Annotated in this window: 10 protein-coding genes; 3 read left to right on the top strand and 7 right to left on the bottom strand. The window is 54.7% G+C overall.

Annotated elements, in window-relative coordinates:
• The 3 genes from RTK32_RS10320 to RTK32_RS10310 all read right to left on the bottom strand — a co-directional run.
• The coding region (locus RTK32_RS10320; RefSeq protein WP_312043630.1) for a mannitol-1-phosphate 5-dehydrogenase at positions 1-724 on the bottom strand (724 nt) is incomplete at its 3' end.
• Positions 725-813: 89 nt separating this feature from the next.
• The gene (locus RTK32_RS10315) at positions 814-2,745 is read right to left on the bottom strand and encodes a PTS mannitol transporter subunit IICBA (RefSeq protein ID WP_312043629.1); all 1,932 of its coding nucleotides are present in this window, start codon (positions 2,743-2,745) and stop codon (positions 814-816) included.
• A gap of 396 nt (positions 2,746-3,141) precedes the next feature.
• Positions 3,142-3,852 (bottom strand): DUF3053 domain-containing protein, encoded by a 711-nt coding sequence (locus RTK32_RS10310; RefSeq protein WP_312043627.1) that lies wholly within the window; start codon positions 3,850-3,852, stop codon positions 3,142-3,144.
• A gap of 580 nt (positions 3,853-4,432) precedes the next feature.
• Between RTK32_RS10310 and RTK32_RS10305 the strand changes: the two genes are divergently transcribed.
• Together RTK32_RS10305 and RTK32_RS10300 are read left to right on the top strand one after the other, a co-directional pair.
• The gene (locus RTK32_RS10305; RefSeq protein ID WP_312043625.1) at positions 4,433-4,726 is read left to right on the top strand and encodes an HTH-type transcriptional regulator; all 294 of its coding nucleotides are present in this window, start codon (positions 4,433-4,435) and stop codon (positions 4,724-4,726) included.
• A 171-nt stretch (positions 4,727-4,897) separates the two neighbouring features.
• Positions 4,898-5,950, top strand: a complete 1,053-nt coding sequence (locus RTK32_RS10300) for an NAD(P)-dependent alcohol dehydrogenase (RefSeq protein WP_312043623.1) — start codon at positions 4,898-4,900, stop codon at positions 5,948-5,950.
• A 52-nt stretch (positions 5,951-6,002) separates the two neighbouring features.
• Here RTK32_RS10300 and glyS read toward each other — a convergent pair whose 3' ends face one another.
• The 3 genes from glyS to RTK32_RS10285 form a co-directional block, all read right to left on the bottom strand.
• Positions 6,003-8,072, bottom strand: a complete 2,070-nt coding sequence (glyS, locus tag RTK32_RS10295) for a glycine--tRNA ligase subunit beta (protein WP_312043621.1) — start codon at positions 8,070-8,072, stop codon at positions 6,003-6,005.
• Between the two features lie 9 nt (positions 8,073-8,081).
• The gene (glyQ, locus tag RTK32_RS10290) at positions 8,082-8,990 is read right to left on the bottom strand and encodes a glycine--tRNA ligase subunit alpha (protein ID WP_312043619.1); all 909 of its coding nucleotides are present in this window, start codon (positions 8,988-8,990) and stop codon (positions 8,082-8,084) included.
• Positions 8,991-9,236: 246 nt separating this feature from the next.
• Positions 9,237-11,162, bottom strand: a complete 1,926-nt coding sequence (locus RTK32_RS10285) for a methyl-accepting chemotaxis protein (RefSeq protein ID WP_312043617.1) — start codon at positions 11,160-11,162, stop codon at positions 9,237-9,239.
• Positions 11,163-11,959: 797 nt separating this feature from the next.
• On the opposite strand from RTK32_RS10285, the gene RTK32_RS10280 reads away from it, so the two are divergent.
• Positions 11,960-12,955 carry an acyltransferase gene (locus RTK32_RS10280; RefSeq protein WP_312043615.1) on the top strand — a complete coding sequence of 332 codons (996 nt, stop codon included), beginning with the start codon at positions 11,960-11,962 and terminating at the stop codon, positions 12,953-12,955.
• Here RTK32_RS10280 and RTK32_RS10275 read toward each other — a convergent pair.
• The coding region (locus RTK32_RS10275; RefSeq protein WP_312043614.1) for a LuxR C-terminal-related transcriptional regulator at positions 12,952-13,384 on the bottom strand (433 nt) is incomplete at its 5' end. The two genes, RTK32_RS10280 and RTK32_RS10275, sit on opposite strands and share 4 nt — an antisense overlap.

Genomic DNA, 13,384 nt, shown 5'->3' with positions numbered 1-13,384 from the left:
CATCCAGAATGGCGTCGCGGATGGTGGCGTGGCCTGCCAGCTGGCCCAGATAGGCGGTAATCGCATGGCCGGTATTCAGCGTGAACAGCTTGCGCTCAACAAACGCCATCAGGTTATCGGTCAGCTCCATACCCGCAATAGCAGGCGGCTCGCCTTTAAACTGGGTTTGATCAACGATCCACTCGCTGAAGGTTTCTACCGTCACTTCCAACGGATCGGTAGTGCCAGCGGCAGACGGCGGGACGATACGATCCACGGCCGAGTCAACAAAGCCGACGTGCGCCTCTACCCAGGCGTGATGCTGTTCCGGCAGCGCTTTCAGCACATGGCCTTTCAGCTGGCTGGTACCACGGACCATATTTTCACAGGCGATAATGTTCAGCGGACGCGCATTACCGCTTTCATGGCGCTGCACCAGCCCTTTGGCAATGCCGCCTGCAATGCGCTCCAGGATTTGCGGGCCAACTGCCGTGGTCAGCAAATCCACTTCTGCAATCAGCGGAACGATTTCATCGCTGGCGCTGTTAACCGCGTTGACACCCTTAACCTTTTCTATCTGCGCCTGCTCGCCAACCACGTGAACCGGGTATTCGTGACGAGCGTTCAGCGCATCCAGTACCACCTGGTTAACGTCGGCAAAAGTGAGTTGCACGCCCGCATCTGCCAGCAACTTGCCAATAAAACCACGGCCAATGTTGCCGGCGCCAAAATGAAGAGCTTTCATAATTTTTCCCATATTAATGAAAGGCCGGGCAGGCCCGACCCGAAAAAGAGCCGGGCATGCCCGGCCCTGGGGTAATTTTTCCGGCCCGCTTACGCTGACGGCTTACCTGACAGCAGATCCAGCACTTCCTGTACGCTGTTAGTTGTCGCCAGGCGGGCAATGACGCTGTCGTCATCCAGCGCATTAGTCAGACTGGTGATGACCTGAATGTGCTCATTATTACGGGCCGCAATACCGATAACCAGCCTGGCGATATCCTCTTCATCCTCGCCGAATCGCACGCCCTGCGGATACTGACAGAACACAATGCCCGTTTTCAACACGCGATCTTTGGCCTCGATGGTACCATGGGGTACGGCAATAGATTCGCCCAGATAGGTTGGCGTCAGCTTCTCGCGATCCAGCATCGCCTCAACGTATTCCGGCTCGACGTAACCGCCTTTTACCAGCTGCTCACCCGCGAAGCGGATTGCCTGCTCTTTGTCGGTCGCATGATTGCCCAGGAAGATATTGCCCGCGCCCAGTTTGAACAGATGCTGCTGGCCGTCATCATAACTGTCGCTCAGCGCGGCAGTGACTTTTTCACGATTCCCTTCGCTGCGGTTTGCCTGCACCAGTCGGGAAGTCAGATCGGTGTAGAGGCCGCTGTCGAGGAAGTTAGTCAGCGAGATGTGCTGAGCGTGCGGCGCCTGACGTATCGCACGTTCGGTCAGATCGCGGTGGGTAATCACCAGATCCACATCGCCCGGCAGGTTATTGATGGCGGTATTGGTAACGGAAATATTACTCAGTCCTGCATCGTTGACCTTTTTACGCAGCACGCCGGCACCCATGGCGCTGGAGCCCATTCCGGCATCGCAGGCAACGATGATTTTGCGCACGTGGCTAAGGTCGCCGTTCATGCCTTCGTTGGCGGTGGCAGTGGTTACGGTCTGGCCTTTGGACTTCGCCTTCATTTCGCTAACGCGACGCGCCGCTGCTTCGATATCGTCTTCTTCTTTCGCCTTGCTGGTTTTCAACAGAATGGCGGAAACCACAAAAGAGACCGCAAAAGCAGCCACGATAGCGGCAATATTAGCGAAGTACGCGCCTTTTGGCGTCATTGCCAGTACGGCCAGGATAGACCCCGGAGAAGCCGGAGAAACCAGGCCGCCATTTAATACCGTCAGCGTGAAGACACCGGTCATACCGCCCAGGATCACGGCGATAATCAGGCGCGGATTCATCAGCACGTAAGGGAAGTAGATCTCGTGGATACCGCCCAGGAAGTGAATAATAGCTGCGCCGCCAGCGGACTGTTTGGCATTGCCGCGGCCAAAGAACATATAGGCCATCAGCACGCCCATACCCGGGCCGGGATTCGCTTCAATCAGGAAGAAAATAGACTTGCCGGCTTCGCTGGCCTGCTGAATACCCAGCGGTGAAAAAATACCGTGGTTGATAGCATTGTTCAGGAACAGGATTTTTGCCGGTTCGACGAAAACAGAGGTCAACGGCAGCAGGTTGTTCTGCACCATCAGATTCACGCCAGCGGCGAGAATATGCGACAGCCCTTCCACCAGTGGCCCGATAGCCAGGAACGCCAGAATGGCCAGCAGCATCCCGATAATACCGGCAGAGAAGTTGTTGACCAGCATCTCAAAGCCGCTCTTGATTTTGCCGTCAACGACGCGGTCAAACTTCTTGATCGCCCAGCCGCCCAGCGGGCCGGCAATCATCGAGCCGAGAAACATAGGCATATCCGCGCCGACAATCACGCCCATGGTGGTGATAGCACCGACCACGCCGCCGCGATCGCCGCCCACCAGACGTCCGCCGGTGTAGCCAATCAGTAATGGCAGCAGATAGGTGATCATTGGGCCAACCAGTTTGGCCATGGTTGCGTTTGGCAGCCAGCCGGTTGGAATAAACAGCGCCGTGATAATACCCCAGGCGATAAAGGCCCCGATGTTTGGCATTACCATGTTGCTCAGAAAGCGACCAAAGTTCTGCACTTTAATCTTGATATCTGATGAGGACATACAAGCACACCCCTTATTGGTACGCGCCGACAAGAGAGCGCGCTGATTTTTGTTTAAAACGTAGCCCTGTGCAGGCGGACTCTAGCACGCGTTGATGACGCTGCGTACTCACCCGCTAAAGTGTGATCTGTGTCACTCAATGGTGCGGTAGGTGCGGGGTTAATACGTGATATTGATCACATAAAGGACGAAAAACAGGCGGATCCTGGTCAGTAAACGGGCCTGCGGAGCGGCGTTATGTGATTGATATCACGCTTTCTTTCGCGGACTTTATGCCTGATACGTGATGAAAATCACAATTTATTTGCAGGGTAAGGTGTGATGACGCTATTGGCTAAGGAAAAGAGGCCTGGATAAGAAGCGGGCCGCCCACCGGGCGCGACCCGCAGCAAAAACTTACTGACCCTGAAGCGTGTTTTGCGCCTGGCCAAGCGCATGGGCGTTAGCAGAAATATTGCTCATGAGCGTGTTGTACTGAGTCGCCTGTTGCTGGCTGGGAAACTGGATGGTCTGACCGTTGAAGCTTACCTGTGAACCCTGCTGCTGCAGGAAATCACCTGTTTGCACGGCATCCTGGCTCAGCTTCTGCAGCGCAGGCAGCAGCGGCAGCAGTGAATCAGCAGGCTGCGTAACCACTTTGCTGTAGAGAGCGTCGTAAACTGTTTTCAGGTCCGCAGGCTGTTTCAGTCCGGCTTTGCTGCTGTCGGCCTGCGTTTTCGCCGTCTGGATCTGCTGCGCCAGCACGTCCAGCGACCCGCTGGCCTGACGCAAAGAATCGCGATGGGTCAGGTAGTCCTGTGGCGTGCGAATAGCCGACAACTCATCCACTACCGGCTTCAGGCCACTATCCACAGCGCGGTTAACCTGCTGAGAAAATCCGTAAATAATCGCGTAGTCGCTGGCATAATTGCCGATACGCTGTTTCTGGTCTTCACTGAGGGCGGGCAGATGTTCGCCGCTGCGCATCGCCGTATTTTGCAGAAAATCGATAAAGGCTTTGCGCTGATCCGCTTCTTTATCACCACAACCCGTTAGCTGAAACACCAGCATCAGCGCCATAAAAGGCACCAGCAGACGCATCCAGCCGCGAATGGTTCCTGTCATCATCGGAAGTAACTCCTGTAATAGAAATGCTACAAGCAAAAGGCGACCTGTGTCGCCTCTGAAGAATAGTTCAACTCGACGGGCGAGGATACGGGAATCGATGGCTCAAACATGAAGAAAACTTATTTTTCTGCGTCAGGGCGGTTTCCGATACCTGCAGAGCATTCAGAACGACAGCGTGTTGCCCGCGCTTCCTTTGTATTTCCTGACCCGGCGCGGCATCCTGTCATCCGCCCGCGATAAAACGGGTAGCTTATGTTAAAAAAACGCGGGTTCTGTCCATAACCGTTTCAGGAAATTAAGCGTAACGCGAGGCTTTTTGCTGTAATCGTTACCACTTCAGGCCCTCTATGGCGCGGCCTGAAGCCGGTCGGGCCCTTGTAAAGATTTTTGGCGTGCAGGTTTAAAAAATAGTCAAAAAATTGAGCGCAAAACTTTGCGTTTGCGCCCATACTAAAATTCCTGGCGTTAACCTGCGCTGTCTCATTGAGCACCTCAGGCTGTTGTTCGCCAGTATTCGGGATCCGGGCCTCGGATCCTCCCTCTGGTTGTTCACATTCGTGATTTTTATGAGGAGTGCTCTATGGAAGTTAAAGACCCTATGGGTGAGTTGTTGTCCAGCCTTGAGCACATTGTGCTTACGCGTGAAATTATCCAGGCCGCTCCCGCATTAAAGGGTGAAGTGTCGATGCCCGAGCCAAAGCGTATACGGGAAATTACCGGTATGGAAGTGGATGAGTTTGCCCTGGCAATGGGCGTTAGTGTTTCCTCGGTTAAGAGCTGGGAAGCGAAGCGCAGTAAACCTTCGCGCAGTGCTCAAAAATTAATGCTGTTGATCCAATCAAATCCTTGTCTCAGCCGTGAGCTGCTGGGATAGTAAAAAGCAGGCAGGACAGCAGCATGCTGTACCCGTTGTTGAAAAACCCGCCCTCTGGCGGGTTTTATGTTTTTAACGAGTCCATTTATCCGGCTCCGTTTACAATTCTGGCTTGCCCCGGCCTGCGCATTTCTCTACTCTACGCCGCTTTGCCCAACAGGGGATAGCCACATGCAGGTTAAAGGCCTGGCAGCGAAATCTGCCACCACTTCACTCGAACCTTTTGAATTCCAGCGCCGTGAACTGCAATCCGGCGATGTGCATATCGATATTCATTACTGCGGCGTTTGCCATTCCGATCTGCATATGGCACGCAACGAATGGGGCGTCAGCACCTTTCCACTGGTGCCTGGCCATGAGATTGTAGGCCGCATTATCGCTACCGGCAGCGACGTTAGCGCCTTTAAAGCAGGCGATCTGGTGGGGGTCGGCGTGATGGTTGACGCCTGCGGCCACTGTTCCCAGTGTCATCAGGGCGAAGAGCAGTATTGCGAAGCGGGTTTTACCGCCACCTATAACGGCGAAGAAAAAGTTATCGGCGGCAAAACCTTTGGTGGCTACTCTGACAGCATCGTGGTGGACAGCAAATTCGTAGTGAACGTGCCGGAGAATCTGACGCTGAGCGCGGTCGCGCCGCTGCTGTGCGCGGGCGTCACTACCTGGTCGCCGCTTAAACACTGGAACATTCAGCCCGGCCAACGTGTAGGCGTTATCGGTCTGGGCGGCCTGGGCCATATGGCCGTCAAGCTGGCAAGCGCGCTGGGTGCAGAAGTCGTGCTGTTCACCACTTCGCCTGCCAAGGGCGAAGATGCGCTGCGCCTGGGTGCCAGCAGCGTGGTGATTTCTAAAGATGCAGAGCAAATGGCGGCGCAGGCTAACAGTCTCGACTTTATTCTCGATTGCGTGGCGGCCCCGCACGATCTCGATCCTTACCTCAACACGCTGAAAACGAATGGACACCTGGTGCTGGTCGGCATCCCGGATGCGCCACACAAGTCGCCAAACGTGACGCCCGTCGTCTTTAAGCGCCTGAGTATTTCCGGCACCTCTATCGGCAGCATTGCGGAAACGCAGCAGATGCTGGATTTCTGTGGCGAGCACAACATTGTGTCAGACGTGGAAGTGATCCGCCTGGAAGAGGTGGAAATGGCGTTTGAACGGATGCTGAAAGGCGACGTGAAGTATCGTTTTGTTATTGATATGAAAGCGGGTCAACGCGATTAAAAAACCAAAAAAAAGAGCGGACAGTTGTCCGCTCTTCCCGCGCTGAAACCCCTTACTGCAGCAGCGAAATATCCGCTACCTGCAGGAACAGCTCACGCAGTTTTGCCAGCAGCGTCAGACGGTTGATCCGTACCGCGCTGTCATCGGCGTTCACCATGACTTTCTCAAAGAAGTTGTCCACAGCGGTACGCAGCTGCGCCAGTTCGATCAGCGCATCCTGATAGCGGCCTTCTGCAAAGTAAGGCGCCAGTTTGCTGCTGAGTGCTGAGACATACGTTGCCAGCTGGATCTCTTCGTTTTCTTTCAGCAGTGAAGCCTGCACGCTGTCATTCAGCGTCTCACTGGATTTCGCCAGAATGTTGGAAACACGCTTGTTGGCGGCGGCCAGCGTAGCGGCTTCCTCCAGCGTCCGGAAGTGGGAAACGGCTTTCATGCGGGCGTTAAAATCCGCCGGACGAGTAGGGCGACGAGCCAGCACGGCCTGGATAGTATCCACGCTGTGGCCTTCTTCCTGATACCAGGTACGGAAACGACCCAGCATGAAATCGATCACTTCATCGACCACTTTGCCATTGCTCAGCTTGCTGCCGTACAGGCGAACCGCTTCTTCAGTCAGCGTTTGCAGATCTAATTGCAGGTTCTTCTCAACGATAATACGCAGCACGCCCAGCGCAGCACGGCGTAGGGCAAACGGGTCCTTATCGCCTTTCGGATGCTGGCCGATGCCAAAGATGCCCGCCAGGGTATCCATTTTGTCCGCAATGGCCAGCGCGCAGGCTACCGGACTGGAAGGCAGATCGTCACCGGCAAAACGCGGCTGATACTGTTCGTTCAGCGCCACGGCCACGTCTTCTGCTTCGCCGTCATGACGCGCATAGTGCATGCCCATCACGCCCTGGGTGTCGGTAAATTCGAACACCATGTTGGTCATCAGATCACACTTGGACAGCAGGCCAGCACGGGTCGCATGATTGACGTCGGCACCAATTTGCCCGGCAATCCAGCCCGCCAGCGCCTGAATGCGATCGGTTTTATCGCGCAGCGTGCCCAGCTCTTTCTGGAACAGTACGGTTTCCAGACGCGGCAGATTATCTTCCAGACGCTGTTTACGGTCGGTATTAAAGAAGAACTCGGCATCCGCCAGGCGTGGACGAACCACTTTCTCGTTACCGGCAATAATCTGCTGAGGATCTTTCGACTCGATATTGGTCACAAAGATAAAGTGCGGCAGCAGCTTGCCTGCATCGTCATAAACCGGGAAGTACTTCTGGTCGCCCTTCATGGTATAAACCAGCGCTTCGGCCGGTACCGCGAGGAATTTCTCTTCGAATTTCGCCGTCAGCACCACCGGCCACTCAACCAGTGAAGTCACCTCTTCCAGCAGGCTGTCGCTCAGATCGGCATGGCCGCCAATCTCTTTTGCGGCCGCTTCGGCATCCGCTTTGATGCGGGCTTTACGTGCTTCAAAATCGGCCTGAACTTTGCCGCGTTCCGGCAGGATCTGCGGGTACTGATCGGCATTGTCGAGCGTGAATTCCGGCTCGCCCATAAAGCGGTGGCCGCGAATTGTGCGCGCAGAATTAATGCCCAGGATGGTCGCCGGAATGCTCTCTTCGCCCAGCAGGAGCGTCACGGTATGCACCGGGCGCACAAATTGCACGTCGGAATCGCCCCAGCGCATCAGTTTAGGGATTGGCAGCTTCGCCAGCGAGGTGGCAACCATCGCAGGCAGCAGCGACTGTGCGCTTTCGCCTTTCATGTGGGCGCGATACAGCAGCCATTCACCTTTGTCGGTGCTCAGGCGCTCGGCCTGCTCTACGGTAATGCCGCAGCCGCGCGCCCAGCCTTCTGCTGCTTTAGTCGCGACGCCGTTAGCATCAAAAGCGGCAGCGATAGCCGGGCCACGTTTTTCCACTTCGCGATCGGGCTGCGCAGCGCTTAAGTCTGCGACTTTCAGCGCCAGGCGACGAGGCGCAGCATACCAGTTTACTTCGCCGTGCGTCAGGCCAGCGGCATCCAGTTCGGCAGTAAAGTTTGCGGCAAAGGCTTCAGCAAGCGTGCGCAGCGCCTTCGGCGGCAGCTCTTCGGTGCCGATCTCCACCAGAAATGTTTTTTCAGTCATGGCTGCCTCTTATTTTTTATTGCACATCGGGAAGCCCAGCGCCTCACGAGACGCATAGTAAGCTTCAGCCACGGCTTTAGTCAGGGTGCGGATGCGCAGAATATAGCGCTGGCGCTCGGTCACGGAGATCGCTTTGCGCGCGTCCAGCAGGTTAAAGGTATGACCCGCCTTCAGGATGCGCTCGTAGGCCGGCAACGGCAGCGGTTTTTCCAGCTCCAGCAGGCTTTTCGCTTCTTTTTCATACTGTTCGAAACAGCTGAAGAGGAAATCGACGTCCGCATATTCAAAGTTATAGGTGGACTGCTCCACCTCGTTCTGATGGAACACGTCGCCGTAAGTGGTTTTGCCCAGCGGGCCGTCGCTCCAGACCAGATCGTAAACGCTGTCCACGCCCTGGATGTACATCGCCAGACGTTCCAGGCCATAGGTAATTTCACCGGTCACTGGCTTGCACTCGAGGCCGCCCACCTGCTGGAAATAGGTAAACTGCGTTACTTCCATGCCGTTCAGCCAGACTTCCCAGCCGAGTCCCCATGCGCCCAGCGTTGGGTTTTCCCAGTTATCTTCCACAAAGCGGATATCGTGGATGGTCGGATCCATACCCAGCTCTTTCAGCGAGCCAAGGTAGAGTTCCTGAATATTGTCCGGCGACGGCTTGATGATCACCTGGAACTGATAATAGTGCTGCAAGCGGTTCGGGTTTTCGCCGTAGCGGCCGTCAGTAGGACGGCGGGAAGGCTGCACGTAGGCGGCGGCAATCGGCTCCGGCCCCAGCGCGCGCAGGCAGGTCATCGGGTGAGAGGTGCCCGCGCCGACTTCCATATCCAGCGGCTGTACGATAGTGCAGCCCTGGCGTGCCCAGTAATCCTGTAAGGTCAGGATCAGACCCTGAAATGTCTTGGTATCAAACTTTTGCATGTTGTTTTCGCACGCGAGACGGTTTTAAAAGTGGGCGCCAGTATACCCTTTGACCGCCGGTTAGTCAGCCCGATGTTGCCGGAAGAAAAGCGGGAGCGTCAGGAGGGACTTTTGCACGGCAGGCCGCAGCGCGCCAATCTGTCCTAAGCCGCGCCTGGGCCAGTGGGGCTACGCTTCTATTCGCGTGCAGACAAACAAAAAACAGAAGCCAGCAACGGGCTGCGGGCTTCTGTCCGGCTAAAACCATTAAGCCGTGCGGAACAGCGCCACCATGTTGCGCCAATTCCCAGCCTGGTCTGCCAGCTCGTCGGCAGAGGAGGCGGACTGTTCAACCAACACCGCGTTCTGCTGCGTAACCTGATCCATCTGATTCACGGCGATGTTGATCTGCGAGATGCCGCTGCTTTGCTCTTCTGATGAAGAAGAAATATCGCGAATAAGCTGCGAGGTTTGCTCAATCGCACTTACGCTTTGCTTAACTTTTTCACCGGCGTCCTGCGCCATAGCGATCCCTTCCTGCGCATGGCTGACAGACTGATCGATCAGAACCTTGATCTCGCGTGCGGCGCTGGCTGAGCGCTGCGCCAGTGCGCGTACCTCTGCTGCCACAACGGCAAACCCTTTACCCAGCTCGCCGGCACGGGCCGCTTCTACTGCGGCATTCAGCGCCAGAATATTGGTCTGAAACGCAATGCTGTCGATGACGGAAATAATTTCCTCAATCTGACCGGAGCTGCCGCGAATTTTGCCCATGGTATCCATTACCGAGTCCATGGCTTCGCCGCTGAGCAGTGCGGCCTGGGTTGCGGAAACTGCCCGGCTGGAAGCGTAGCGTGTACTGTCGTTATTTTGCTGAATAATGGCGGCGAGTTGTTCCATGCTGGCCGCGGTTTCTGCCAGCGAGGCTGCCTGCTCTTCGGTTCGGGAAGAAAGATCACCGTTTCCTTTCGCAATCTCTTCGGAAGAGTTGGCGATAGTGGCGGCATTGCTTTTGATATCTGAAACCAGCTGGGCCAGACGCTGCTGCATCAGCATTAAAGCATTCAGCAGTTCGGCCGTTTCATTGTTTCCGGAAACGTTCAGGGTCGCCGTCAGATCGCCTGCGGCCACACGACTGGCAATCTCTACCGCCTGTTTAAGTGGGCGGGTGACGGAACGCACGATCGTCGTTGCCAGCAAAATGACCAGAAGCGCAACCGCGAACAGGCCTGCCAGCAGCCAGTACTGAGCATGACGGCGCTCGGTAATCTGAAGCTGTAGCTGCATTTCGAGACGACTGCTGGCCTTATCGCCCAGTTCGGCATAGCGGTTAATGGCCTGCGTAAAGATGCTGACATACTCAGCCGGCACGACGCTGGCATGGCTGCTGACAAAGATCGAATCAGCCAGGCGTAGCGCGTCGGATGCCTGTTGATTGGCTTCTTCCGACAGTCCGGCAAAGACCGGCTTAAGAGCGGGCTCAATAAGGAAGACCTTATCGAGGTTAGTACTGAACTGAGCCAGGGCCGTCTTGCCGCTGTCGATCTTAAACGCCATCCGGCTGTAATCCACATCGCTGACAGGACCACCTGCAATCAGGGAGGCACCGATGCCGCGGATCTGCCCCAATGTTTCAGTCAGCAGAGGCAGGCGGACAAAGGTGCTGATAATGGTCTGGTAGGTATTTAAATCTGCATCAAGGGTGAGGCCGTAAAAGTCCAGCACATCCTGATTGGTATCCAGCAGCGTCTGGATCAGGTGCGTATGGCGAGTCAGGCTTGCCTCTGGCGTCAGCGTACCGGCTTTGATGTCCGATTCCAGCCCGTTCCACTCCTCCGTGACAAGCGCCAGACGTTTTAAGGGCGATGCCTGGGGATCGGCCTGACGAAGGTCGGCCGCAAGGGTTTCCGTCAGACGGTTAATTTCGCTTGCCAGCGCCAGGCGGGGCGCGGTGGCCGGATTGTGCTGAGCGATAGCGATAGCACTTTGCGCCCGATGACGCTGCAGCAAATTCAACAGCGCCAGCATTTTTTTCTCGGTCGGCACGCCGGTTAATTCAGTTTGTTTTGCCTCAATAATTTTGCTGCCGGTTTGAATAAACATAAAAGTGGGTAAAGCAAAAAGCATTAGCGCAAAGGCTCCCAGCAGCAAAAATTTAGCAGGGAGGTTAATTCTGTCGAGTAGGTTCTTCATTTTTATCTCTGATAATATTTGATTTAGTTTTAATTAATTGCGTCAGGTGAATCAGCTATTTATTACAGTGCCCTGGTTCTATGCGATGTCAGGCGTCAAGGGTTCAGGCGAAAGCCCGTCCGAGAAACAGCCCTCATGAAAGTGAAAAATTAGTGTAGTGAAACGGAGTGTATCCTGGGATTTTCAGTTGTATAGATGATATTTTCTTAACATAGAGCGCGGGCTAATAAAAAATAAGTTAAACAAAAACAGAGGCTTATAATTTAACCCGCTAAGGTTTAATATAAATATTGAGATTTATCTTAAGTGTGGGTCTGCTATAAATAAAAATATAAAGTTAATACTTTTTTTGCCGATAACAGGGCGGGGCGAGGTGTGGAGTAAAGAAAATTATTCTTATATTAATAAGGTAAAATAAAGGAAGTGAGGGTTTTTTAAGTAAAGATTTCACTTTATAAAATAGTACGCAGTGAAATTATTTATCGCGTTATGACTATCTGTATTTCTTAGCCAGGTATTTATCCGCATACGTTATGCTTGTCTTCTGCACGAAAAGAAAATAACCAAAAAGCTGGCGAAAGCGTATTTCGCACGGCAAAGATGCTTGCCGCGGCCTGCTTTCAGACAGCGAGCGTTTTTTGCGCAGTCCGGTCGTAAAGCCTTCCTTACCGAGCTGTCTTTTTAACCGGTGCGGCGGGCAGGGACAAAGTCAGCGCGGGGGATTTTGGCCGTCGGAGTTGTTGAAAACTTGCCGCCCGGCTACCCTCTGATACGCATTGATGCCAGCAGAGGAAAACATGAAGGAAAAAATAGCCTGGATAGATAACCTGCGGGCGGTGGCCTGCCTGATGGTGATTATGATCCACACCACCACCTGGTATGTGACCAACGCGCCGAAAGTAGGCGAACACACGTGGGATCTCTCCAACCTGCTGAACTCCGCTTCAAGAGTCTGCGTGCCGATCTTTTTTATGATTTCCGGCTTTCTGTTTTTTGGCGAGCGTAGCGCGCAGGGGCGCCATTTTCTGCGTATCGTACTTTGTCTGCTGTTTTACAGCGCGGTGGCGCTGGCCTACATCACGTGGCTCACGCCTATCAGCCAGGGGATCTCCATCCGGCTGCTTTTGCAAAAACCGGTCTTTTACCACCTGTGGTTTTTCTTCGCGATTATCGCTATCTACCTGCTTTCGCCGTTGATTCAGGTTAAAAACGTGCGCCCAGGCTATCTGGCGGCGGTGACGCTGGTGCTGGCCGTGCTGGCGAATCCCAACACGGTGGATCGGTCGATTGGCCATTTTCACTGGCTACCACTGAATCTCTATATTAACGGCGACAGCTTTTACTACGTGCTTTACGCGCTGTTTGGCCGCGCCATCGGCACCATGAATACTGGCGGACGTAACGTCAGCTGGCTGGCCGGAGCGGTGTTTATCGCCTGCGTGGCGGGTATTGCGGTAGGCACGAAAAAGCAAATGGCCATCAACGGCGCCTTTGCCGATACCTGGTATCTTTACTGCGGGCCGGTCGTATTTATTGCGGCGGTCAGCCTGCTGGTGCTGTTTAAAAATGCGCTAAATACCCGCATCCTGCCGGTGTTAGGCGTTATTTCACGTAATTCGCTGCCAATTTACGGCTTCCACGCCCTCTTTATTCACTTTATGCGCACGCATCAGCTCGATCACACCCATCGTCCGCTGCTGGATATTCCGCTGGTGTTTACGCTGACGCTGCTGGGCAGCCTGCTGCTGGCGCTGGCGCTGAGGAAACTGGATAAGCGGCATTTTGTCAGTTAAAGCTGGCACGGCACCGCGAGATCCGGCGTGCCATAGCCCATCACTTCCAGCAGCTGCCGGGCATGCTGTACCGCATCCTGACGGTGCGCAATGCCCATTTTCTGATAAAGATTGCGGATGTGGGTTTTGATGGTGGTGGCCGCCACGTCCAGCTCTCCCGCGATCTGCTCGTTGCTGTAGCCTGAGTAGATCAGCCCCAGCACCTGCCATTCACGTTGGGTTAGCGGGCTGGTACGAATAAGCTCAGGTACCTGCGGATGGCTCAGCAGTTTACTGACAAAACTTTCGTCGAAATGGGCAAACTTATGGCGATGATGCTGGTTAAGTTCGCGTAGGATCTGCTGCGCCCTGCGCTGTTCCAGCTCCGGTAGCAGGTTTAGCTGCAGCAGCTGCTTGAGCTGCTGCGCCATCATTTCGCCTTCAATGCCG

Origin of the sequence: Erwinia sp. (genome assembly GCF_031978025.1) — a bacterium.
Lineage (GTDB): Bacteria > Pseudomonadota > Gammaproteobacteria > Enterobacterales > Enterobacteriaceae > Erwinia.
Note: the sequence above shows the minus strand (reverse complement) of the source record. Positions and strands in the feature narration are given on the sequence as shown.